14 protein-coding genes are annotated in these 24669 nt (G+C 74.5%); 3 read left to right on the top strand and 11 right to left on the bottom strand.

What is annotated here, in order from left to right; translation table 11 throughout:
• Positions 1-25: 25 nt before the first annotated feature.
• The 10 genes from ACZ7RU_RS13200 to ACZ7RU_RS13155 all read right to left on the bottom strand — a co-directional run bounded on the left by ACZ7RU_RS13200 (position 26) and on the right by ACZ7RU_RS13155 (position 16187).
• Positions 26-6247: an eCIS core domain-containing protein gene (locus ACZ7RU_RS13200; protein WP_470341007.1), complete on the bottom strand. Its 6222-nt coding sequence runs from the start codon at positions 6245-6247 to the stop codon at positions 26-28.
• Positions 6244-6624 (bottom strand): hypothetical protein, encoded by a 381-nt coding sequence (locus ACZ7RU_RS13195; RefSeq protein WP_470341006.1) that lies wholly within the window; start codon positions 6622-6624, stop codon positions 6244-6246. The genes ACZ7RU_RS13200 and ACZ7RU_RS13195 overlap by 4 nt, the downstream gene beginning before the upstream one ends.
• Complete coding sequence (locus ACZ7RU_RS13190) at positions 6615-8693, bottom strand: ATP-binding protein (protein WP_470341005.1); 2079 nt, start codon at positions 8691-8693, stop codon at positions 6615-6617. Before ACZ7RU_RS13190 ends, ACZ7RU_RS13195 begins: the two co-directional genes overlap by 10 nt.
• 21 nt (positions 8694-8714) lie before the next feature.
• On the bottom strand, positions 8715-9983 hold the full coding sequence (locus tag ACZ7RU_RS13185) for a Pvc16 family protein (protein ID WP_470341004.1): 1269 nt from the start codon (positions 9981-9983) through the stop codon (positions 8715-8717).
• Between the two features lie 12 nt (positions 9984-9995).
• Complete coding sequence (locus tag ACZ7RU_RS13180; RefSeq protein WP_470341003.1) at positions 9996-10694, bottom strand: hypothetical protein; 699 nt, start codon at positions 10692-10694, stop codon at positions 9996-9998.
• Complete coding sequence (locus ACZ7RU_RS13175) at positions 10687-11418, bottom strand: T4 family baseplate hub assembly chaperone (RefSeq protein WP_470341002.1); 732 nt, start codon at positions 11416-11418, stop codon at positions 10687-10689. Before ACZ7RU_RS13175 ends, ACZ7RU_RS13180 begins: the two co-directional genes overlap by 8 nt.
• A gap of 11 nt (positions 11419-11429) precedes the next feature.
• Positions 11430-11954: a phage tail protein gene (locus tag ACZ7RU_RS13170; RefSeq protein WP_387732895.1), complete on the bottom strand. Its 525-nt coding sequence runs from the start codon at positions 11952-11954 to the stop codon at positions 11430-11432.
• A 7-nt stretch (positions 11955-11961) separates the two neighbouring features.
• Entirely contained in the window at positions 11962-13866 is a 1905-nt protein-coding gene (locus ACZ7RU_RS13165; RefSeq protein WP_470341001.1) for a phage tail sheath C-terminal domain-containing protein, read from the bottom strand.
• A 140-nt stretch (positions 13867-14006) separates the two neighbouring features.
• On the bottom strand, positions 14007-14438 hold the full coding sequence (locus ACZ7RU_RS13160; RefSeq protein WP_470341000.1) for a hypothetical protein: 432 nt from the start codon (positions 14436-14438) through the stop codon (positions 14007-14009).
• An 18-nt stretch (positions 14439-14456) separates the two neighbouring features.
• The gene (locus ACZ7RU_RS13155) at positions 14457-16187 is read right to left on the bottom strand and encodes a peptidoglycan-binding protein (RefSeq protein WP_470340999.1); all 1731 of its coding nucleotides are present in this window, start codon (positions 16185-16187) and stop codon (positions 14457-14459) included.
• Positions 16188-16686: 499 nt separating this feature from the next.
• Here ACZ7RU_RS13155 and ACZ7RU_RS13150 point away from each other — a divergent pair, with 499 nt between their 5' ends.
• The 3 genes from ACZ7RU_RS13150 to ACZ7RU_RS13140 all read left to right on the top strand — a co-directional run bounded on the left by ACZ7RU_RS13150 (position 16687) and on the right by ACZ7RU_RS13140 (position 21365).
• Entirely contained in the window at positions 16687-18744 is a 2058-nt protein-coding gene (locus tag ACZ7RU_RS13150; protein ID WP_470340998.1) for a PEP/pyruvate-binding domain-containing protein, read from the top strand.
• Between the two features lie 99 nt (positions 18745-18843).
• Positions 18844-20199 carry an ATP-grasp domain-containing protein gene (locus tag ACZ7RU_RS13145; protein ID WP_470340997.1) on the top strand — a complete coding sequence of 452 codons (1356 nt, stop codon included), beginning with the start codon at positions 18844-18846 and terminating at the stop codon, positions 20197-20199.
• A 29-nt stretch (positions 20200-20228) separates the two neighbouring features.
• A complete protein-coding gene (locus tag ACZ7RU_RS13140) occupies positions 20229-21365 on the top strand; it encodes a nucleotide disphospho-sugar-binding domain-containing protein (protein WP_470340996.1) in 1137 nt (378 codons plus the stop codon).
• An 85-nt stretch (positions 21366-21450) separates the two neighbouring features.
• Here the strand turns inward: ACZ7RU_RS13140 and ACZ7RU_RS13135 are convergent, their stop codons facing one another.
• A complete protein-coding gene (locus tag ACZ7RU_RS13135) occupies positions 21451-24468 on the bottom strand; it encodes a non-ribosomal peptide synthetase (protein ID WP_470340995.1) in 3018 nt (1005 codons plus the stop codon).
• Positions 24469-24669: the final 201 nt, after the last annotated feature.

Here is a 24669-nt window from a genome sequence, read left to right as displayed (position 1 = left end):
TTCGTCGAATTACGGGGGTGAGTCGTCATGAGGGTATCCACAGGCCGCCGGGCGACTTTCGCCATCCCGGGTGCAATTTCTCGTCCGACGCTATCCGACCGTTGGGTGCGAGGAACCTCGCGGCATTGTGCATCGCCCACAAGGGGAATTGCTGGACCAGCTGTTCATCGCTGAGCACCAGCTCATCGGCCTTCGCTTTGGCGAAGGCGCGGATTATCAGAAGCTTGGACCGTGTCGTCATCGCGCCCACGGCCGTTTCGAGCTGAGCGCCCTTCTTGGTGAGCTCGCCGGTCCGGGAGTTCGTGTGCTCGGCGGCGATGCCCTGTGGGTTCAGAAGGTACTGCGAGCCGGCCACGGCGTTGCGTGGCGCCATGGTGTTGGTGTTCGACACGACGTCCTGCCAGGTCGCCTCGGGGAAGTTCGCGAGTTGCCAGGCCGCGATGTTGGTCATGGCAGCTGCCGGATAGCGGGCGCCCTCGACGGTCGGCATGAGCCTGGCCGCCGCCGCCATGGTCTCGGCGGCCTTCGGGTTGCCACGGAAGAACTCGTCCTGCGGGAGCCGGCGCTGCACGAGGTCGAAGAAGGCCCGCTGCATCCGCTGACGGGCTTGGGCCGATCGGTCGGCCGCGCTGACGCCCTCCTTGCCGAGGCTGTGGGCGATCATGTCCTCGATCTCAGCCAACTTGTCGGCCGCCGCGGCCTTCGACGCCGGCCCGGCCTTGACGTAGTGCCCCGACCCCAGACCGCTGAGCACCTTGATCAGCCCTGGCGGAGTTTCACCGGCCCGGTCGCCGCTCCGGATGGCTTTTTGCTGTTCGCTGACACCGATCTCCACGCCACCACCGGATGCCATGACGATGCGCTCGTGTCCCGGAGGCCTGTTACCCCCGCGGATGGCACGTGCCTCGACCAGGCCGGCACGGGCCGGCCTGGTCTCCTGGCTGGGCGTCTTCGACGCGCTGCGGCGCTCCTGGTAGGCACGCTGCTCCTCGTTGAGCACGTCGGCACGGGCGACGACGTCCGGCGCGTCGATCAGCTTCTCACCGAGCTGTTCCAGGACGCGCATCAGCGCGGGCTCGTTCTTGCGTACCAGGTCCTCGGCCGCGGGAATGTGATCCCGGACGTCCTTCTCCGGATTCAGTTCGGCGGCGACCGCGGTCAGCGGTCCGTCCTCGCGGGTGCTCAGACGGGTCAGCCGGTACCACGCCCGCATGGCGCGGAGAACCCCACGGAGGGTCAGGCGACCGATGCCCCGGCCGAGCAGGCGCTCGACCTTCGGGCGGATGCGGGCGACGATCAGGTCCAGGCGGTTCTTCTTCGCCTCGGGCGAGTTCTCGTGGGTTCGGCGCTGGGCGCGCTGCTGCTGGCGCTTCTGGTGCCACGCCCGCAGGCGGTCGCGTTGCCTGCGGTAGGCGTCGCGGATGCGGTGGGCGCCGTTGGTGAGGGCGCGGCCCAGTCTGCTGTTGCGGAGTTTGCGGCCGAGGGAGCGGGCGGCGGTCCGCACCCGGTTGAGGGCGGCCCTGACGGTCTGGCGGGAGGCGTTGAGGGCGCGGCCGACGGGGGAGGTGGGGCGGCGGCGTGGGGTGGTGGGCTTCGGGCGGGTGGTCCCGCGGTGCGGGCGCCCGGGGGTGGTGGCGGTCGGGCGGCGGTCGACGGTGTGCCGGGCGGGGCCCGTCCGCGCGGGCCGGGTGGGGCGGCCGACCGGGGGCCGCCGCTTCAGCGACCGGGTGGCCCGGCGCAGACTCGCCCGGGCCTTGTTGACCGCCCGTCCGGCGGCCTTGCGGGCGCCCCGGCCGGCCCTGGCCAGGCCCTTGAGGATCTTCTGGGCGATCCCCTTGAGCTTGGTGCCGACCGCCTTGCCGGCCCCCTTGAGCTTGCTGAGCAGGAAGTTGGAGATGAAGTCCAGCAGCGCGACCACGCCCGCCGCGACCGCGTCGGCGAACAGGCAGGCGGCCGATCCGGACTTGACGGCCTTGAGGAAGGTGACGAACTTCCCGATCGCGGCGACGATCTTGCTGATGGTGTTCCACGCCGCCACCAGGCCCTGGATGATGGCCATGATCGCGCCCGCGGCCGGCACGATCAGCGACACCAGCTTCTCGACGACGATCGAGACGATCATCCCGGGCAGCGCCGCCACGATCGACTGCCAGGCCATCCGGCCGATCTGGGCCATCGATATGCAGCCCTTGACCAGGACGTTGACGATGGTGGAGGTCAGCCCGACGACCGACTCCACTTTCTCGTTGAACCAGGTCCGCACCGCACTCTTGATCGCGCCCCACAGGTAGTGCTGGATGCCGTCGACCGCCGCGGTGCCGAGCTTCTTCAGCCACCCGCCCGGGTCGGGGGCGATGTCGCCGATCAGGGCCGCGAACTCGCCGAAGACCGCGATCGCCTTCTGCACGAAGTCGATGGCGTCCAGCACAGTCTTGCGGACGGCCTCGATGGCGGCCTTCAGCCCGGACTCCAGCGCGTCCAGCAGCGCGTTCAGCCCGGCCGCCAGCGCGTCGAGCAGCTTGTTGACGGCGTTCTTGAGCTTGTCCGCCCACTCGTTGACCTTGGCGATCGCCTTGTCGCGCCACTCCTCGATCTTCCGGCGGAACTTGTCCCGCAGCTCGGGGAAGGCCGCCAGCAGCACGTCGCAGATCTTGATCAGCGCGTCCGCGAGCTTGTCGATCAGGTCGACGGCGAACTTCCGGGCCTGGTCGATCGCCCAGTTCGCGAACTTCCGGAAGCCGTCGATGATGTCGTTGATGAGGCCGCGGAAGAAATCGAAGACCTTGGTGACGGCCTCCACCAGCGCGTCGAACGCCGCCTTGACCTTGGACTTGACCCAGCCCCACCAGCCCTCGGACTCCTCCTTCTTGCGGTCCTTCTCCTTCTGCGCCTTCTCCTCGGCCTCCTTGCGCTTGTCCTGGATCTTCTGGTTGTCCTGCTGCCGGCGGTCCTCGACGTCCTGGTCGGCCTCGGCGCGCTTCCTGCCGATCCGGCCGGTCTTGTCCTCGTGCTCCGCGCCGGCGTCCTGGTCCGCGGTGGAGATCTTCTCGTCCTGCTCGGTGCGCCACTGCTCGCGTTCGGCCCTGACCTTCTCCGCCGCGTCGCCCCGCTCGCCGGCCTGGGCCTCGGCGTTGTCGGCCACCGCCTGGTCGACCTCGGCCTGGTTCTGCCGCCGCGCCTCGGCCTCGCCCTGCTTCTGCTCGGCCTGCTCGGAGCCCAGCCGGCTCCGCCCCTGGCCGACCGCGGCCTGGATCTGCGGGCCGCGCTCCTGCTGGGTGACGATGCCGAGGCCGGGCTTGGCGCCGGCCGCGCCGCGCGCACCGCCGCCCCCGCGTCTGCGGCCGCCGCCCGGGACGGAGGCGGTGAGCGTCTCCTTCGGCACGTCCGGGTAGATCCGGTCCTCGCCCATCGGCTTGGCGGTGTCCTCCCGGCCGACGCCGAGGATCCTGCCGGAGCTCTCCTTGAGCTTCGCCGCCTGCCGATCGGTGCGTGCCGGGTCGCTCTCCCCGGTCAGCTCGACCTTGGGCGCCGGGCCGACGGTGGTGTTCAGCGCCGGGTCGGTCGAGGGCACGCCGTCGACCGCGACCTGGGCCTGCTGCACCTCCTGCGCCGACACCTGGTTGCCCGGGTCGTCGGCGACGTGCGGCGGGGCGACCCGGTCACCGGGGTTGCCGCCCTCGACCTTCTTCTCCTCGGCCTTCCGCTGCTCACCGTCCGCGCCCTCCGGACCGACCCGCTCCAGCCGCTCCGTCACCGCCTCGGCGGGCGGGGCGGCCTCGGGCGGGCCGGACCGGGTCTGCGGTGCGCCGGACGGGCGCCGGGTGGTCGGCGGGGCGGCCTGCAACCGGGCGTGCTGCTCACCGACCGTACGGTCCACCGAACCGTCGACGCCGTCCAGGGTCGCGGCCATCTGATCGGGTGGCAGGCTCGCGGCGGTGTCGAGGGCGCTCTGCGGGTCCTGGCCGGACACGTCGGGCGGAGCCGGCTGCTCCTGCCGTTCGGCGGGGGCGCCGGCCGCGCCACCGCCGCCCCCCGCGGCGCAGCCTCCACCGCCCGCTCCGTCCGGCTCCGCCTCGGTGGTGGGCTGCTGCGGGCCCGCGCAGGCGCCGCCGCCGGCCTCCAGGGAGGCGTCCGGTGCGGGCCGGGCGGTGAGCCCGGCCGGGGTGTCGGCCTGTTCGGCCGCCGGTCCGGGGGCGGTGGAGGGCTCGGTGCCGGGTGCGGCCTCGGGTGCGCCGTCCGGGCCGTCGGCGGGCCCGCCGGGGCCCTCGCCGCCGACCGGCCCCGCCGTGGAGGGGGCGGCGGTGCGCTCCGGGACGTCCGGCTCGGGTGCGGCTTCGGGTTCGGCCTCCCGGGCCTCCTCGGTCGGTGCTTCCCGCTGTTCCGGCGGCTCCTGCCGCTCCGGGGCGGCGGGTTCGGCGGCCCGGGCCCGGTCCTGGGCCGGATCGGGGCCGACCTCCTGCTCGACGGGCCGTTCCGGCTGGAGGTCGCGGCTGGCGCGGTCCTCGGCGTCCGCGGCCTCCGTGGCGGGTGCGGGGGAGGCCGCCGGCGCCGCGGCCTCGGGCTGGGCGGGCCCGGGTGCGGCGGCCGGCTCCTCGTCGGTCTCCGGCTGGCTCTCCCGCTCCTCCTGGACCTTCTCGGCCTTGGTCGCGGGCGGTTCGGGGAACGCGGGTGCCTCGGCGGGTGCGCCGTCCGCCGTCGGCGGGATCCGGTCGACGGTCGGGACGGCGGACACGTCGAGGTCCGAGGAGGGCAGGAAGTCCCCGGGCCCCAGCTCCTGGTCAGCGGCGGTGGGCGGCGGCGGCCGCTCCTGGTCCGCGCCGGGGGTGTCCTGGACCTCGGCCTCCGCGCCGGGCTCCATGCCCAACGGCCGTTCCTCGTCCGGGACTTCGCCCTTCTGGTGGTCGTCCAGCAGCCCGTGCCGGGCGAGCGGGCCGTCCGGGGCCTGGGCGATCGCGTCCAGGCGCTCGGGCTTGACCGGCGCGGGCTGCCGCTGCGGTCCGGCGGCGGGCTCCCGGGGCGTGGTGCCGGCCGAGGGCTGGGCGGCGGGGTCCGGCTGCCCGGCCTCGGGCGGGCCGGTGACAGGAACGGCCTCCGCGTCGCCGGCGGGCGCCTCCGGCGCCGCCTCGGGGGCCGCCGTGGACGCGTCCGGGACGGCCGTGGGATCGGCCTGCCCGGCCTGACCGGCCTCGGGCCGCCCCGCCGTCGGTGCGCTCTGCGGAGCCTGGTCGGCCTCGGCCTCCGCGGCCGGCTCCTGCCGGCCGTCCTGCTGCTGCGGGCCTTCCTCGTCGTCCGCCTTGTCGTCCGCCGTGCCGTCCGTCGTGTCCCGGCCCTTGCGGTGCTTGCGCCGCCTCTTCGGGCCGTCCGGCTTGTCCTGCTCCTGCTCCGGCTGCCGGGCCTGCCCGGATCCCGGGTCGTCGGCCTGCTCGCGCTCCTCGTCGGTCCGCTCGGCGGCTCCGGTGACCGGCTCGGGCGTCAGCGCGCCGTCGAGGTCGGCCGGGCGGTGCTCGGCGACCTCGACCAGTTCCAGCACCCGGGTGTAGTCCGAGGAGGGCATCCGGATTGCCAGCCGTTCGAGTACGGAGGCCTGCAACTCGGGGGAGAACCGGGAGAGTTGCAGGCGGACCCGGCCGGAGGAGTCGGTCGGGTCGCCGCGCAGCGAGCGCAGGATGCCGGCCGCCAGCCGGTCGACCAGCGTGGCCGGGTCGAGCCGCTCGGTGCGGAACCGGTCGGCGTCCACGGTCGCGTAGCGGAGCCAGCCCGGCGTGGCGCCCGGCGTCGCCGCCGTCGGCCCGCCGTCGCGCGCGCCGAGCTCCGCCTCCCGTTCGATCGCGTCCTGCGGCAGGCTGACCGCGCCCAGGTCGCGGCCGGCCCGAAGCGCGCCCAGCGGGTTCGGGGCCTGGACGGTGTGCAGCAGCTCGTGGGTGAGCAGCCGCCGGCCGTCCTCGGCGGCCGGGCGGTACTTGCCCTCGCCGAAGAAGAGGTCCGGGCCGACGGCGACGGCGTCCGCGCCGATCAGCTCGGTCAGCGCGGCGGAGTCCCGGTCGGTGTGCACCCGGACCCGGCTGAGGTCGTGCCCGAGCCGCGCCTCCAACTCCCGGCGCACGCCCGGGTCGAGCGGCTGGCCGGCGCCGGAGACGATCTCCTCGGGTTCGGGCGTACGGGCCTTCGGCGTCCGCGTCCTGCGCCGGGCCGCGCCCTGCTTGCCGTCCGGTGCGGAATCCTTCGCGGCAGTGGTGAGTCGCGTCATGTCCGCCCCCGTCCCGGCGGCCGGCCGCCGCCGGACAGCCCGGCGTGCACGGCGCGGGCGAGGGCTTCGCCGAGCCGCTGCGGCGAGGTGCCCGCCGGCAGCGGCGGGAGCCCGGAGAGCAGGTCCAGGACGCGGTCGCCGCCGACCGCGAGCGGCACGCCGCGCGCCTCGACCAGGCGGGTCAGTTCGCTCCGGAACGCGGCCGTGAGCCGGTCGTGGTCGATGCGCGCGAAGCCGTCGAGGACGAGCTCGCCGATCTCCACCTCGATCCGCCCGGCGCTTCCGGGCGCGAGGTCCTGCCGTCCGGCGCTCCCAGGCCCGGCACCCGCCTTTCCGGCACCCCCAGGCCCCGTCCAGGGCCCCACGGTCAGATCCATCCGCCGACCTCCGAGGGCGTCAGCGAGCGCTCCAGCTTCAGGTACTCGGTGCGCGCGGCCGCCAGCAGGTGCCGCATCTGCATCGGGCAGCCCTCGTCGGCGGCCTGGAAGGCGGCGGACAGCGCGATGTTGCGGATGGAGCCGCCGGCCACGGTGAGCTGGGCGAGCCGCTCCGGGTCGAGGCCCTCGCTGGGGGTCCGCGCGGGGATGACCCGCCGCCAGATCTCGGCGCGCTCCGGCACCCCGGGGAACGGGAAGTCGACCACGAACCTGATCCGCCGCATGAACGCCGGGTCCAGCGCCTTCTTCATGTTGGTGGTGAGCACGGCCAGGCCCCGGTAGGCCTCCATCCGCATCAGCAGGTAGCTGACCTCCAGGTTGGCGTAGCGGTCATGGCTGTCCTTGATCTCGCTGCGCTTGCCGAACAGCGCGTCGGCCTCGTCGAACAGCAGCAGTGCGCCGCCGCGTTCGGCCGCGTCGAAGACCCGGCGGAGGTTCTTCTCGGTCTCGCCGATGTACTTGCTGACGACCTGGGAGAGGTCGATGACGAACAGGTCCACGCCGAGCTGCCCGGCGACGACCTCGGCCGCCAGCGTCTTCCCGGTGCCCGACCCGCCGGCGAACAGCGCGGTGACGCCGAGCCCGCGGCGCAGCACCGACTCGAATCCCCACTCCTGGTAGACCGTGCCGCGCCGGCGGACGTGCGCGACGATCTCGCGCAGCGTCGCGCGCTGGCGCTCCTCCAGTACCAGGTCCTCCCAGTCGGCGCGCGGCTCGACCCGCCGGCCCAGTTCGTCCAGGGACATCCGGGCCTCCACCAGACCGGCCTGCCACGCCAGCGGGCTGACGTCCCGGCCGTCCTCGGCCGCCCGCCGGGCGGTCGCCGCGGCGGCCCGGATCACATGGCCGGGCAGCGAGAACTGCGCGGCCAGCGCGCGGAGTCCGCCGTCGGTGATCCCCGGCGCCCCGGCCAGCTCGGTGGCCCAGACCGCCAGCTGCTCCTCGGGGCCGAGCGGGGGCACGGTCAGCCGGGCACGGTCCGAGGCCCCGGCCGGCGGGAGCTCGTCGCCGGACACCACCACGGGCACCGCCAGGCTCGCGAGGAAGGACTCGGTGCCGTTCGGGGCCTGCGGGCGCTCCCGGCCCGGCTCCCCGCCCTCCACCAGCAGCGCGGCGGGGATCAGGATCGCCTCCCGCTCCCAGAGCCGGGCGAGTTGCTCGCGTTCGGCGGGTTCGGTGGGCAGGTCCTCGCGGTGCGCGGCGTAGAGGTGGAGCCCGGCGCGGTGGGCCGCCGCCGCCGCGATCTCCCAGCGGGTACGGCGGTCGGCGCCGGTCAGCTCGGTGTGCGGCGGGCCGGTCGGCCCGGCGGCGGTCCAGCCCCGGGCCAGCTCGGTCGCGCACCGCTCGTGCGGGTCGGGCAGTTCGCCGGGCGGTCCGGGCCGGGTGAGCAGGCCGTGCAGCCGTACGTCCAGGTACGGCACGCCGACCAGGTAGTGCAGCACCCGCTCGTCGATCCGCAGCCGGGACGCGGTGAGCGCCGTCTCGTCGTCCAGCTCGACCAGCCGGAAGCGGCGCAGCGGGCCCACCGGGGTGAGCGCGCTCCAGTGCGGCTGGTCCAGGGCGGCGAGGGCGAGCGAGAAGGTCGGGTACGCGTGCCCGGGGTCGCCGCCCGCAGCGGCGCACCGGGCGGCGGCCGTGGGGTCGATGGCGGGGGCGGCGGCCAGGACGAGGACGTCGCGCTCGAACGGGGAGAGCCCGAAGGAGGCGGTGAGCGCGTCCAGGGCGGTGGCGGGCTGCCGGCGCCCGCCCCGGCGGCCGGCGGGAGCGGCCGGCGCGGGCCCACCAGCCGGCGCGGGCCCACCAGCCGGCGCGGGCCCACCCGAGGGAGCCGCCTCACCGGACGGTGCGGCCGCGCCCGAGGGCGCCGGCTCACCGGACGGCGGCCGGTCGGTGCGCCCGGCCGCGTGCGCGTCGACCCGTTCGAGCACGGCGGCGACCGCGGCCGACAGCGACCGCCGGTGCGGCTCGTCCACCGGGCCCTCGCGGCCCTGCCTCCGGCGCGTGCTCATCCCTCTCCCCCCGTCCTGCGGTCAGTGCGTCAGGTCCACGACGGGACCGGTGAAGGACCCGTCGTCGGACACCGTCAACTCGCTCGGCACGCCGTCCACCTGGACCCGGGCCAGGTACGCCGCCGGGCGTACGCCGACGACCGGGACCCGCACCTCGAACGGGTCGGTGCGCGGCCGCGGCAGCGCGGGTGCGCGGAACCGGTGGCTCGCCCCGGGCCGCCCGGCGGGCGGGTGCAGTTCGTCCAGCAGCAGCAGGACCTGCTGGTCGTCCCGGAGCGGCAGGTCCAGCCGGACGTCCAGCCGGGCCGAGACGCCGGCCGGTCCGTCGTGGCGGTCCGCGGTGCCGATCGGCGCGGCGATCCGGGGCTGCCGGGCGAAGGTCTGGGCGTTGGACTCCACAGCGAGGTGCTCGGCGGCGGGTCGGCCGTCCAGCGCCAGTCCGTGCAGCACCTGCACCCGGTGCACGCCGGGCGGCAGGTCCTCCGGTACGGCGACCACCAGGCGGTCGTCCCGGACGCCGGCCGGGTCGACCGTCACCCGCCGCTCGCCCAGCCGGGCCACCACCAGGTCCGCGCGCAGGCCGGAGCCGTCCACCACCAGCTCCCGGTCCTTGGTCACCGGCCCTTCCTCGGGGGCGCCGCGGGACCCGGCGGGCCGGGAGCGCACCCGGTCGACGACCGGCCCGCGCGACGGCACGGCCCGCACGCTGCGGCGCAGCACCGGCTTGCCGGCCACCGGATCGGCCCTGCCCTCCACCAGGACGGCGGTGGCCTGGTAGAGCACGGACAGCGCGTACGGCGTCTGGAGCAGCGTGCTCCACAGCTTGGACATCTCGTCGACGTCCATCACCGTGGGCGTGAACCGCACCCGCTGCGGCGAGGCGGCCAGGTCCGCCCCGACCAGGTACGGCTGGGCGGCTGCCTCCTCGATCAACTGCCGGGACAGCATGGGCTGTTCGGTCAGCGCCCGGATCACGCAGCCGAGCAGCCGCTGGCCGACCAGCTGGGACTCCTCGCCGTAGCAGCTGATCAGGTAGTGCAGGTCGAGGGCGGTGGTCGGCCGGGCCAGCACGGTGCCGTCCGCGGCGCGGGTGGGCGCCTCACGGTTGCGCAGCGCCGCGTTGGGCGTGACCTGGTAGAGGAAGACGGTGATGGTCGGGTCGGGCGGCGGCTCGCTCGGCGGCTTGCGGGCGCCGACCTCGACCGCGAACGGGATGTCGGGCGAGAGCGAGCGGCTGATGAGCAGCCGCAGCGCCTCGCTCACGGTCGCGATCGCGAGGTGGTTACTCATGCGCCCTCCCGGTCATGACGGCTCCCGGTTGAGGTACCTGTCCAGGTCGAGGGCCGGGGCCGGGCGGGCGGCGGCCGGCCTGCGCGGCCCGACCGGCGTGCGCTCGGCGGCCCTGACCTCGACCCGCCCGATCTGGACCCGGACCACCCGCTCGACCGGCCGCTGCCGGCCGCGGGCCCCGGCCCCGGGAGGGTGCCCCGGGGCGGCCGCAGCGGCCGCCCGCCGTCCGGACGCCGGCGCGACGGCGGGCCGTACCGGTACGGGCGGCGCCCCGGGTGCGGCCGTCCTGGGCGGTGCGGTGACCGGCGCGGCGACGGCGGCCGGTACGGCCGCCGGGCGGGCGGCCGCCGCCCGCACCGCCGGGTCGACGGCCGGCGCGGTGGCGCGGACGGTCGGCGGCGCGACCAGCAGGGGCGTGCGCGGCAGCGGAGGGACGGGTGCGGCGGTGGGCCGGTCGTCGCGGGCCGATGCCCGGGGCGCCCCCTCGGCCGCCGCCGGTTGCGGTGCCGCCGCCGGCCGGGGGAGCGGTGCGGCATCCGGCGGCCCGCCCGCCCGGCCCGGTACCGCCGGTTCGTCGTCGGGGGCCGGCCGCGCCGGTCCGAGCGTGTCGATCCGTTCGAACGGCCCCGGCAGGCGCGGGCGCACGCGCACCCCGGGCCCGGCTCGGTCCGGGTCGCCCTTCGCCACCAGGCGGTCGAAGTGGTCAGCCATCTGCACACAGCTCCAGGTAGTAGCGGCGCCGCAGCGGGCTGAGCGCCAGGATCTCCGGCTCGCTCCAGCCGTAGGCGGTGGCCAGCAGGTGGACGTCGAGCAGGGTGGCCCGGGCCCAGTCGTCCAGCTCCTCCCAGAGGTAGGAGGCGATGTCCAGCTCGGCGTGGGCCGCCCGGCCGCACTCCGGGCAGCTGAGGTTCAGCCGGACGTCCGCGCAGGGGTCGGCGGCGGCCGCGGCCTCGGCCATGCGCCGCTGGACCGGTTCGGGGAGCCGCCGGGCGGCCACCGGCTCCCCGTCGTGCTCGGCGGTCAGGACGCACCGCTCCAGCAGCACGCCCCTGGCCAGGCCCGAGGGGGCCTGTTCGGCGGCGGCCAGGTCGCCGGGGGTGGGCAGCCGGAAGCCGACCCGCCAGCCGTCCAGCTCCACCCGCAGCGGCCCGGGCTCCGGACGCGCGGCACCGGTCAACTGTCCGGCGGAGAAGGTGAACTCCATCTCCTCCGCGCAATCCGGGCAGCCGACCCGAACGTTGAGCTGTTCGCCGAACAACTCGGCGCGCAGGCCGAACAGTTCGGCGTCCCGCTCGCCGAGTGGCACGGCCAGCAGCTCCGCCGTCCCGGCGCCGGGACGGGCGACGGTGTGCAGCAGCAGGGCCCGCCCGGTGCGGCCGGCCGCCAGCCCGGCCTCCCAGGTGGCCAACAGGTCGGCCTGCCCGGCGGGTTCCATCAGCCGGCCGCTCAGGCCGGCTGCTGGAACGACGGCTCTTCCGGTTCGGGCGTCTCCTCGTCCCGCTCCCAGCCCTCCACCTCCAGCTTGAGGCTCTGGATCGCCACCGCGTTGGCGTTGGCGTCCAGTTCGCCGAGCACCTGGTACTCGCTCGGCCAGGCGCGGTACAGCTTGTGGGCGACGGCCACCTGGCCGGCCTCGTTGAGCACCTGGATCACCAGGTCCTTGCGGAAGTCCCGGAGCGAGACCTCCGCCCCGCGGCCCGCGCCGACCATCCAGACCTTGTTGGCCCAGCGGTCGAACTCCGGGTCGTGGGTGACCCCGCGCTCCAGGGTGACCGCCTCGAAGTCGGTGCGGCCCGGCGACTTGCGCGGCGCGCTCGGATCGCCCCCGCTGCGGTGCTTCACCACCTCGGTGGTGCGCTTGAGCGGGCTGATCTTGCTGACCCCGGCGACGACCCGGCCGTCCCAGACCACCAGGAACTTGAAGTTCTTGTACGGATCGAACCGGTGCGGATTGACGGTGAACTCGACCATGGAGATCCTAAACCTCGAACTGTCCGGCGAGCTGCTCGATCTTGACGATCACGAATTCCGCGGGCTTGAGGGGCGCGAATCCGACCACGACGTTCACCACACCGCGATTCACGTCGTCCTGGGTGGTGGTGTCCCGGTCGCACTTGACGAAATAGGCCGAGCGCGCGGACGTGCCCTGGAACGCGCCCTGCTGGAACAGCGAGTGCAGGAACGCGCCCACGTTCAGCCGGATCTGGGCCCACAGCCGCTCGTCGTTGGGCTCGAACACGACCCACTTGGTGCCGCGGTAGAGGCTCTCCTCCAGCATCAGCGCGAGGCGCCGCACCGGGACGTACTTCCACTGGGAGCCGAGCGCGTCGGCGCCGGCCATCGTCCGGGCGCCCCACACCACCGGACCCACCACCGGGAACGTCCGCAGGCAGTTCACCGCGAGCGGGTTCAGCAGGCCGTTCTCCCGGTCCGTCAGCGGGACGGTCAGCGCGCGCACCCCGGGCAGACCGGCCTCGGTGCCGGCCGGCGCCTTCCACACGCCCCGCTGGCCGTCGGTGCGCGCCATCACGCCGGCGACGGTGCCCGACGGCGGGAAGCTGCGCAGCCTGCCGGTGAGCGGGTCGACCAGCTCCAGGTGCGGGAAGTACAGCGCCGAGTGGTCGCTGCGCACGGAGTCGAAGGCGGACAGGCCCGCCCGGGCGGCGTCCAGCGTCGTCCACGCCTGCGGCGAGTCGACGATCAGGAACATCCGCTTCTCCGCGCAGAGCGCCTGGGCGGCCGAGACGACCGTGACGGCGTCGTCGACGCTCGCGTAGCCGGCCAGTTCCGGCAGCACCAGCAGGTTGACGTCCTGCACGTCCCGCAGGGCCTGGATGCCGGTCTTGGCCGCCTCGCTGCCGATCAGGTCGGTCAGGCCGGGGGCCCCGCCGTCCTGGCCGCCGGCGAGCGCGAGGACCGGCGGGTTGACCGAGCCCTCCAGCCCGAGGTTGTTGGCGGCCTCGCCGAGGAAGCGGACCACGTCGGCCGGGTCGGTGGAGCCGGCGACGACCTGGAGCTGCCGGCCGAACACGCTGACCCGGGTGCCCGCGAAGGCCCGCCGGCCGGGGGCGTCGGGCAGGGCGCGCAGCTTGCGTTCGAGCAGCAGGGCGAGTTCGGCGACGGTGGCAGGGGCGGGGCCGTCCGCGGCCGGGTCGTGGATCCTGACGGTCCGCGAGACGTCGCCGATCTTGACCTGGATCTCGTGGGTGAGGTCCGGCAGCGTGGCCGCGAACGGCTTGGAGACGGTGCCCACCGGGTCCGGCCGGCTCTCCGCCAGGACCTTCACCCGGACGACCGCCGAGCCGCCGTTGACCACCGTCTCGGCGAACCGGGGGCTGGCCTCCCGGACCGACAGGTCCGTGAAGGACTCCCGGACGGCGCCCGAGGTGTCGAAGAGCTGGAGGTTGAAGGTCTCGGCCGGGGTGGGCGTCCGGTAGTCCACGGCGACCCGCAGCGAGCCGCCCCAGAGGCCCGGCTCGACGGCCGTGACCTCCAGGGCCGGGGTGGCGGTGGAGGTCTGGGAGGAGCCGAGCGTGACGCCCGCGGCGGCGCCGGTGCCGGCCGCCGCGACCCGGACCACCACCCCGATCGAGCCGCCGTTGAGGAAGAACTGCTGGACGGCGTAGCTGACCGGGCTCTGGCTCGCGAGCCCGCCGAACCGGCGCTCGAAGTCCGCGAAACTGGTGACGGTGACGGGCTGGTCGAGCGGACCGCGCCGGGTGGCCCCGACGAAGGCGGTCACCGAGGTGCTCACCGCGGTGATGGTACGGACGCCGCTGGGAAGCTCTTCGATGTAGACGCCCGGATAGGTCGGTGTCGTCGGCAAATTCCCCCTCCGTTCACTTCGTGCATCAAGCGGCCCGGAAAGGGGATCCTGACGCATTGGTGGCAGGCTCAGTCTCGGATTCGGGGGACTATTCGTCAAGACCCGAACTGGAAAAGCCAATTGTATTACTGTGCTTATTATGTGGGGGCTACGGAATCGAGAACTCCGTAACCCCCGGTCGGTGCCCGGGACGTCGGTCAGCCGCCTTCGGGCAGGTTCCGGTAGTCGGGGCGGGCCGTCGTGGGGTCCGCCGGTGCCGGTGCCGGTGCCGGTGCCGGCGCCGGTTTCGGCGTCGGCTTCGATGCCGGTGCGGCGGGAGGCGCCGGCTCAGGAGTGGGGGCAGGGGCAGGCGCGGGGTCGGGCGCCGGGGTCGAGGCCGGGGTCGGGGTCGGAGCGGGCGGCTGGTAGGACGGCGGCCGGGCGGCCCCCAGGAACCAGCCCCAGCTCGCGCCGAACCGGTGCTCCAGGAACCGGAACGCCGCGTAGTACGCCGTGCCGAAGCCGGTGACCAGGGCGGAGGTGACGGAGGCGTTGTCCAGGTGGAGGCCGAGGCGCGCGGCCTGCACCACGAGGAAGGCGACGACGTAGGGCACGCACGTGCGCCACAGGGACAGGGCGAGTTGGTACATGGTCCTCCTCGGCGGTCGTCAGTCGACGACCGTGAAGCCGTGCTCCTGGCCGAGCCTGGTCAGCGAGCTGCTGCCGGGTATGCCGTCCGCCTGCTGCCCGCTGTACCCGTACCTGCGCTGGAGGGCGGAGTAGGCGTCGACGGTCCGGGCGCCGAACGAGCCGTCGAGCCACTGCCGGTCGAGCAGTCCCTCGGCGACCAGGGCCAGCTCCACCGTGTACGCGTCGTCCGCGTGGGTGGTGGCGCCCTGGGGCGCGTCCGGGTCCCGGCGGGCCGCCTCGACCACGTTCGACCTGGACACCTCGGCCAGCGGGACGGCCCCGCCGAGCAGCCGGCGCAGCGAGGCCTCGCCGGGCACGCCGTCGGCGTCCCCGCCGGAGTAGCCCAGACTCCGCTGGTAGTCGGCGTAGTTGAGGGTGTCGGCGTCGGTCCAGTCCGGGCCGGGGCCCTCGCTGTAGTGCGAGCCGAAGCCCGCCGCCACCAGCGCCTCGCCGACGGCGGTGACCTGCGGGCCGTGCGCGCCGTAGCCGTACGGCAGGCCGCCGACGCTGCTCCGGTACCGGGCCGGGGCCGGGTCCGGCTGCGGCGCGGGCTCCTGGGACGGCGGGTCGGGCACCGGCCCGGACGGGCGCGGCGCACCCGACGTCACCCAGGCGTACAGTGCCGGGCCGGGGCAGTCGGTCGAGTAGCCGTCCTGGTGCCCCTTGATCTCGGGGCCGGCCGGGCCCTGCCGCATGCAGTACTCGATCGCGTCCCGCAGCCCGTTGAGCATCTCCGGGGTCGGCTCGGTGGACCCGGAGGAGCCGACCAGGCCGCACACCGCGTAGTGCGCCTCGTTGAGCGGGACGTCGCCGTTGGCGCTGTTGCGCCGGTTAAGGCCGCGGCCCTCGAAGACGTGGCCGTGCTCGCAGACCACGAAGCTGTAGCCGATGTCGGACCAGCGGTCGTCGTCCATGTGCGAGGCCTGGAGGCGGCGTACGTAGGCCGGGCAGGTGTCGTGGGTGTCGAAGCTGTACGCCGTGCCGAGGTAGTGCACCTTCACCCCGGCGCGCGGGCCGGCGTACGGGATCGAGCCGTTGGGCTCGCGCCAGCGGCGCGCGCCCCACCGGGCGCGGTCCACCAGCTGCAGCCCCGGCCAGTCGGGCACCGGTGGCACGGGGTCCGGCGCCGGTGCGGGCTGCTCGGGGGCCTGGGCGGCACCGGCCCACGCCCTCAGCTCGTCCAGCGAGCCGTTGTACACGTCCGCGTCCAGCGGGTCGTCGCTGTACTGGTGGAAGCGCCAGGGCGCCTGGACGCGCGGCGCACCGGCGGCCACGTAGTCCGCGATCCACAGGAAGTCGCCGGCGTTGTCGTCGGTGCGGAACCAGTAGTCGCGGTTGGTGTAGAGCCCGACCAGGTGGTCCGGGTAGCGCTGCTTGACCGCCGCCAGCCACCGGTTCTTCGCCTCGGTCGCGGCCCCGTCGCCGACCGACTGCCCGTACGGCTCGAAGTCCAGCACCAGCAGTTCGCCCGGGGGGATCCGCCCGACGACCCGGCAGAAGTGCTCCACCTCGCCGTCGACCGGGTTCTCCGCGTGCAGGAAGTGGTAGTGGCCGACCACCAGGCCCCGCCGCCGGGCGTCGGCGAGCTTGTCCGCGTACCCGGACTGGCCGGTGCGGCCGCCTTCGGTGGCCTTGATGAAGACGAACTCCGCGTCCCCCGGGATGTCCGACTGGAAGTCGGAGACGTCATAACCCTTCGCGTATGCCATCAGGAAGCTCCCCCTTCGCGCCGATGGCAGGCCATGGCCGACCGGCCCCCAGCACGGGGCGCGCGACACCGGCCAGGGCGTCATGCTCACCCCACAGTACCGCCGGTTGAAGGTCAACTCCCTTGTTTTGCAAGGGTTTTGTGGGTCAAGCCAGGCCTCCGGCAGTGGCCCGTGCCACCGCACCATGCCAGCGGCACGGTGCCACCGGCGCACGCGCCGGTGTGCGCCCCCGCCCGGGGGCGGGCGGGCGCGTGATCGACGATCGGGGATTTCCGGAAGTGTTGATTCCTGTACGACCTCAGACGATCTCGGATCGGTGCGGCGTAGTGGTTTATTCCTTGACGAGTTCGAATGGCCGGATCGATTCATGATGGCCTGATGTCATGTGATCATTCGTCAAACGTTCATATCAAATGGCAGTGTGGATGGAGTTAGTCGTAACCCCTCTGCACCACGTGTACTTATCGTGTACATGATGACGAATGGCTGAACTGTGCGCATGACCCGTTCGGATCGCAACGACGCGACCACGCGGCCCCGCCTCGCAGGCGAAAAGCTCACCCTTGAGGAGTTCTCCGGGCTCGCCGGCCAGGTCGGGGGCTATCCCTATGTGAAGATCGTGTTCGACCGCGACGAGTCGGTGCTCCACTTCATCGACAGTGCCGACGGCACCCTCCACGTCCGCTACATCGCCTGCGAGATCCTCGGCATGTCGATCGAGGAACTGGCGAGCCGGCTCGATTCGTTCAACGACGACGTCTACCGGAATCCCGACCGCCGCTTCTATCTCGGCACCCTCGCCCGCCACACCCGCGGCACCGCGGAAAACGGCCACGGGGCCGACACCTTCCTGTCCCTGGAAACCGTCGACGTCGACACCATGGACCAGGAGATGCTGCGCTTCTTCTACCACCGGGTGCGCGAGCACATCGACCCGTCGCTGCGGTTGGTGCTCAAGCCGGCCGGCCACCGCCAGGAGGGCTACCTCGCCGGCATCCCGGAGACCGAGATCCCGCGCGTCCTGTCCCACGAGCTCTACTCCGCGGCCTCGTTCGTGCCGCTGGCCGCCGGGACGGCCCACGGCCGGCTGCGGGTGTTCCGCTCGGAGGAGGAGTACCGGGCCGACCCCGAGCCGCTGGAGTGGCACGACATCGTGGTGATGCCCCGGGTGCCCGAGGACATCCCCCGGGTGTCCGGCATCATCCACACCGAGCACACCACCCCGCTCTCCCACATCAACGTGATGGCCGCCGGCTGGCGGATCCCCAACGCCGTCGGCATCGGGACCGCCGACCGGATCGACCGCGCCGGGCTGGCCGGCCGTTGGGTGCGCTACCGGGTCGAGGCCGGCGGCGAGGACCTCCTGCTCGAAGCCGCCGAGCCGCCCACCGACGGGGGAGTGCGGCCGGCCCCGCCCGCCGACCGGATCACCGTGGACCGGCCCGACCTCGCGCCCACGCCGGTCACCCCGCTGTCCGAACTGCGCGAGGGGGACCACGTCCGGTTCGGCACCAAGGCCGCCAACCTCGGTGAACTCACCCACCTGTTGCGGCACGGCTCGCCCCGCTGGCTCGGCTTCTACCAGGTGCCCCGGCCGCCCCGGGCCGACCTGCTGCGCTACCTGGCCCGGCAGCTCGGCCTCCCGGAGGACGCGGACGGCACCGAACTGGACGCCGCCGCACGGCTCCTGGTGAAGGAGCACGCCGACGTGCCGCGCGGGATCGTGCTGCCGTTCTCGCTCCAGCAGCGCTTCCTCGACTCCTCGCCGGAGCTCCGGGACGCCGTCGGGCGGCTGGCCGCCGCCCTCGGCGAGGAGGCCTCGCACGGGGGAGCGGCCGAGCCCCAGGAGGGGGCGTCGCGGATCGAGGAGCTCTGCCTCGACGTGCAGCGGCTGATCCGCGGCACCCCGCTGCCCGAGCCGATCCGCACCGAGATCGACCGGGCCCTCGACCGGCACCTGTACGGCGCCCCCGTCCAGGTCGTCCGCAGCTCCTCCAACGCCGAGGACCTGCCCGGCTTCTCCGCCGCCGGACTCTACGAGTCGGTGGCCCAGGTCAGCGGCACGGAAGCCGTCCTGGACGCGGTCCGGGAGGTGTGGGCCTCGCTGTTCTCGCCGCGCGCGGTGCTGCTGCGGAGCCAGGCGGGCATCCCCCTGGACGACTGCCGGATGGGCGTGATCGTCCAGGAGCAGGTCGGCGCCACCGTCGGCGGCGTCCTGGTCACCTGCAACCCGCTGAGCCCGCAGGACTTCCGCAACGTCTACCTCAACATCTCGCCGCGCTCGGTGACCGACGTGGTCTCCGGCCGGGGCGCCCCGCTCCAGTACCTGTGCAACACCATGGAGGGCGGCAGCCGGACGCTCTCGCTCGGCACCGCCGCCGGCGACCTGGACACCGGGACCAAGGAGCTCGTCCGCCGGCTGTCCCTGATCAGCAGGCTGCTGCAGTCGCACTTCGCACCCGACGAGACGTACGCGGCCCCGGTCGACATCGAGTGGGCGATCGAGGGCGACCGGGTCAGCCTGTTGCAGCTGCGCCCCTTCCACACCGCCGGCTGACGCTGCCGGAGCACCGCACCGGCCCGACCTGTCCAGGGCCCGTGCGAGGTGGCCCCGGCATGCCCCGGGCCGAATGAACTTCCCTCAGGAGAAAGCACGTTGAACCGAATTCTGTACGTCTATGTCAAGGGCGGCGCTCCGCTGGAGTACGCCTTCCCGCGGATCGCCGCCTGCGGGGAACTGCACGTCCTCGCGCTGGCGCCGCTGCCCACCACCGGGGAGGACGTCTGGCGGCCCAGCTGTACCGGCATCGAGCTGGTGCCCGACGCGCCGCGCGGGGACGACCTGGTCGACCTGATCGTGGAGCACGCGAAGGCCATCGGGGCCGACGCGGTACTCACTCTCTCGGAGTTCGCGGTGCTGGCCGTCGCGCACGCCGCGCGCCGGCTCAACCTGGCCGGCCCCGGCCCCGGCATCATCCGCGCCCGGGACAAGCGGCTGATGCGGGAGGCGTGGGCCGAAGCCGGGGTGCCGGTACCCGGGTTCCGCAGGGTCGACAGCCTCGCCGACCTGGACGCCGCGCTGGCCGACTTCACGCCCCCGCTGCTGCTGAAGCCGGCCTGGGGCGCCGGCTCGGTCGCCCAGATCGTGCTGGACGGGCCCGCGGACGCCGCCCCGGCGTGGGCCGGGATCGAGCGCGGACTCCAGGCCGGCAGCCGGGTCGGCATGAACGAGCTCTACGCCGCCGACACCGACCGGGACCGCCTGGTCGAGGAGATCGCCCAGGGCTCCACCGAGGGCTGGTACCAGGAGCCCGGCTACGGCGACTACGTGAGCGTGGAGGGGATCGTCGCGGACGGCGTCTACCGTCCGCTGGCCATCACCGCCAAGCTGCCGACCGTGCCGTCCTTCGTCGAGGTGGCCAGCACCTCGCCGTCCGTCATGGCGGTGCCGCTCCAGCGCCGGATCGAGGAGGTCTCGCGGCAGGCCGTCGACGCGCTCGGGCTGGAGAACTGCGGCACCCACACCGAGCTGAAGCTGATGAAGGACGGCGGCCTGGTGGTCATCGAGACCGCGGCCAGGTTCGGCGGCCTGCTGACGACCCGGCAGGTCCAGGAGGTCTTCGGGCTCGACCCGATCGGCATGCTGGTCCGGCAGCTGCTCGGCGAGCGGGTCGACTACCCGGAGGCCATGCTCACCGAGGGGAGCAGGGCCGCCGCGTCGCTGGCCGTCGTCCCGGCCGACGCGGCGGGCGTGCCCTGGCGGAGCACGCCGGTCTGGAACCCGCAGGCCGTGGACTGGCGGAGCCTGCTGTCCCCGGGCAGCACCATCGAGGCCGTCCCCGCCTTCGCCATGCCGGCCGGACAGCCGGTGCCCGCCTTCGACCCGTCGGCGGGGTCGCGCAACTGGCTCGGGGTCTACCTGCTGAGCGCCGTCGACGCCGCCACCCTCCAGCGCGACTGCAACGCCGTGCTGAACGGCATGGAAGCCGCCCTGCACCGGGCCGCCTCCTGACCGCCCGTCCCGACCACCGAGGTTCCCTCATGCGTGTACTGTTCGCCGGCGCCCCCGGCATCGGCCACCTCTTCCCGCTGGTCCCGCTGGCCAGGGCGATGCGGGCGCTCGGCCACGAGGTCGCGGTGGCCTCGATGGACGGCGGCGAGCCGGTCGCCGGATCCGGGCTGCCGTACCTGCCCGTCGCGCCGGGGGTCGACTGGCGCAAGGAGATCAGGGAGGCCGGCCGCACCCGGCGGCCCGACCTGATGCGGCGGGTGGTCGAGAGCAACTCGGCCGACCGCGAGGCGTTCGTCCCGCTGGCCGCCCACGTCAACAGCGCGGTGGCCGACGCGATGGTCGAGCTCGCCACCCGGTGGCGGCCCGACCTGGTGGTGTACGACTACCAGTTCCCGGTGGCGCTGCTCGCGGCGGCCCGGCTGGGCGTGCCCGCCGTCCAGCACGACCTGGGATTCGTCCGCACCCCGAAGCTGCGCGCGCTGATGCTCGCGGAGATGGCGGACACCTTCGCCCGGCACGGGATCGACCCGCTGCCCGAGCCCGCGGACACCGTCGACCTCGCGCCGCCCAGCATGGCCGGGGCCCAGCGGTACGGCTGCTCGATGCGGCCCGTCGCCTACAACGGCGAAGGCGCACTGCCCGACCGGCTGGCCGTGCCCGCCGACCGTCCGCGGGTGGCGGTCACCCTGGGCACCGTCGCGCCCAAGACCGACGGCCTGACCAGGCTGGAGCGGGTGATCGCGGCGGCCGCCGAGGTCGACGCGGAGTTCGTGCTGGCGACCGGCGAACTGGACCTCGGCACGCTCGGCACCCTGCCGGACAACGTCCGCCCGTACGGCTGGGTCCCGTGGCGGGCGCTGCTGGGGACCTGCGCGGCCGCGATCCACCACGGCGGCAGCAGCACCGCGCTCAGCGCCCTGGACGCGGGCCTCCCGCAGCTGGTGCTGCCGGACGGATCCGACCGCTTCATCACCGCGGACGCGGTGCGGGAACGCGGAGCCGGGCTCAGCGCGGCCGCCGGGGAGATCGGGCCGGCGCTGCTCGACCGGCTGCTCACCGACGGCGCGCTGACCCGGGCCGCGCGGGAGGTCGCCGCCGAGATCGCGGCGATGCCGTCGCCGACGGCGGTGGCGGAGCGGCTCACCGGCGCCGCCGCGAAGCGGTAGCCGTCCGTCCCCCGCGCGGGAGGTCGGCCCGGCCGACTTCCCACGCCGCGCGCCCGCGTCCCGGTCCGCCGTGAACACCGGGAGGTCAGCCCCGGCGGTCCAGGTGGTAGGCGACGTAGCGGTGCAGGCCGTCGGGGTCGGACGGGAGGGCGCGGGCGTCGGCGAGGGTGGCGAGTCGGGCGGCCCGGCTGGTGCCGAAGCGGGCGGCGGCGTCCTCGAAGGCCATCGGGGAGCGCTCGGGGCGGGTCGTCGGCACCGGCAGCAGCGCCAGCGCCCCCGCGAGCCGGCGGTCGTCGGGTTCGGCGGCCGCGGCCCGCTGCGCGGCCTGCCAGAAGTCCTGGTACTCGACCTTGCGCAGGCCGAACGCCGATCCGAAGCCGCCGAGCAGGTCGTCGAGCGGCAGCGGGCCGGGGCGCAGCAGGTGGAAGTAGCCGGAGCGGCGGTGGGTGACGGCGGCGACCAGCAGCCGCCCGACGTGGTCGACGGGGGTGTAGTCGGTGCTCAGGTCGCTGGTGAAGTAGGCGCCGACCCGCAGGCAGGCCCGGATGAGCAGTTCGACGCGCGAGGCGGGGTTGGGGATGCCGGTGCGGGTGGACGGCATGACCTCGCCGAGCCGGTGCACCGCGACCGCCAGGCCGCGGTCCCCGGCGGCCTGGACCAGCTGTTCGGCGGCCCACTTGGACTGCCCGTAGCCGGTGTCGGGGGTGCGTCCGGCCGGGAGCGGGCGCTCCGGGACCGGGGTGTCGCCGGCCGGCCCGGCCGGGCAGGCGGCGAGGGTGGAGACGAAGTGCACCATCGCCGGCCGGCCGGTGGCGGCGAGCCGGAGCAGTTCCACGGTGCCGGTCACATTGGTGCGGCGGTGGGCGCCGTAGCCGCGCACCAGGTTGACCATGGCCCCGGCGTGGACCACGGTGTCGACCTGTTCGGCCAGCCGGCGGTGGTCGGCCGGGCCGAGGCCGAGCCCGGGAGCGCTCAGGTCGCCGGGGACGGCGTGGATCCGGTGGCCGGTCCGGTCGGACCACAGCCGGTACCGGTGCAGGGCGTCCGCCACCCGCCGGCGGGCCGCCTCCGGGCCGTCGGCGCGGACCAGGCAGTGCACGGTGGCGTCGGTCCGTTCCAGCAGGTCGTGCAGCAGTTGGGCGCCGATGAACCCGGTCGCGCCGGTGAGCAGCACGTGCCGCGGCGGCCCGGACGGGGTGCCGGTCGGCCGGATGTCGGCGGGCAGCGTCAGGTCGGTGGCGGACGCCGCGGTGGCGGTCGGGGCGGCGGGCAGGGCGCGGCCGCCGTCGAGCGCGGCGGCCTGGAGCGCGATGGTCGGCGCGTGGACGATGTCCCGGATCGAGAGCGGGGTGTCGAAGCGGGCCGACACCGCGAGGGCGAGCCGCTGGGCGTGGAGCGAGTCGCCCCCGCTGTCGAAGAAGTCGGCGTCGGGGCTGGTGACGGGTTCCGGCAGCAGGGCGTTCCACAGCTCGGCGAGGGCGCGTTCGGTGCTGCTCCCGGTGGCCGTCCAGCCGTTCGGCCCGGTCGGCGCCGGGGACTTCAGGAGTTCCGCGAGGGCCCTGCGGTCCGTCTTCCCGTTGCCGTTCACCGGGACCGCGTCGAGCCTGACGAACCGCTTCGGGACGAGCTCCGCCGGAAGCGACGCGCGGATGTGGGACCGTAGCTGATGTGTCGTCAGATCGCCCCGCACGGTGAAGAACGCGGCCAGGTGCTGGCCGCCGCCGTGGTCGCTGACCAGCACCTTGGCCTCGCGCACCGCGGGGTGCGAGGTGATGGCGTGCTCGATCTCGGAGAGCTCGACCCGTACGCCGCCGATCTTCACCTGCTGGTCGCGCCGGCCGTCGAAGTAGAGCAGCCCGTCGGTGCCGTAGTGGCCGAGGTCGCCGGTGCGGTACATCCGCTCCCCGGGAAGTTCGGGGAACGGGTTCCCGACGAAGGCCAGGGCGGTGCGGTCGGGGTCGCCGAGGTAGCCGGTGCCCAGGCAGGCGCCGCCGATGCAGATCTCGCCGACCTCACCGGTGCGGGCCGGTTCCCCGTGCTCGTCGAGCACGATCGCCCAGGTGTTGTCGATCGGCCGACCGATCGGTACGGGGGCGGGGCCCTCGGGGGACACCTCGTGGAAGACGGAGCCGATCGAGGCCTCGGTGGGGCCGTAGGTGTTGGTCACCCGCAGGTGCGGGAGGAGCCGTTGCAGGGCGCGCACGCTCTCCGGGGCGATCTCCTCGCCGCCGACCAGCAGCATCCGCAGGCTCGCCAGGCCGTTCACCAACTCGGGCCGGGAGTCGAGCAGTTCGACGAGGGCGGTGAGGATGGTGGGCACGAAGTCGGTCATCGTGACGCGGTGGCGCCCGATGACCTCGACGGTGGCGGTGAGGTCGAGGATGTCGTGGGCGCGGGGGATGACGACCCGGCTGCCGCAGGTGAGCGGCCAGAGCAGCTGCCACAGTGAGGAGTCGAAGGTGTGCCGGCTGTTCTGCAGCACCACGTTCCGCGGGGTCGAACCGAACCGGCGGCCCATGGCGAGCAGTCGGTTCGCCAGGCCGCCGTGCAGGTTGAGGGCGCACTTGGGGGTCCCGGTGGAGCCCGAGGTGTAGAAGCCGTAGGCGAGTTCGTCCGGGCGGGGCGGCGCCGGCCTCGACCGCGCGGGGAGGTCCGGCGTGGGCCCGGAGACCGGGTCGACGGCGAGCGCCGGGGCGGACCAGCCGTCCGGGGCGGCGCCGGGGGAGAGCAGGACCGCGGCGGGGCGGCACGCGTCGACCATGGCGTGCAGGCGCGGACCGGGCCACTGTTCGTCCAGCGGGACGAACACCGCGGCGGAGCGCAGCACGGCGAGCATGGCGACCAGCAGTTCGGGCCCGCCGGCCATCACCAGCGGGACGAAGTCGCCCCGGCGCACCCCGGCGTCGGCCAGCCGGCCGGCCAGGGCGTCGACCCGGGCCATCAGCCCGCGGTACGTCAGGGTGCCGCCGGGATGCTCGACCGCGACGCCGTCGGGGGTGCGGGCGGCCGTGGCCTCGACGAGGCTCCAGGCGGTGGTGTCCGGGTGGTGGGGGACGGTGTCGCCGCGGAACTGGCCCAGCTGCCGCTCGGTCGGGGCTCGCATGGATCTCCCTTGGTCGCTGAACGAGGACGGGGGGACAGGGGGCGGGAACGGAGGGCGAGATGCAGGGGCGGGGACAAGGGACGGGAACAGGGGGCGGGAACGCGCGTGGGCGGCCCGGCGCGACCGGGCCGGCCCGCGGCCGCGGCAGATGCGGCACGGGCCGGCCCGGGAGCGGATCAGGGCCTCAACGGGACCGGGGCG

The sequence above is a fragment of the Kitasatospora sp. NPDC114501 genome, assembly GCF_055633695.1.
This window is presented reverse-complemented; position numbering and strand designations above follow the sequence as displayed.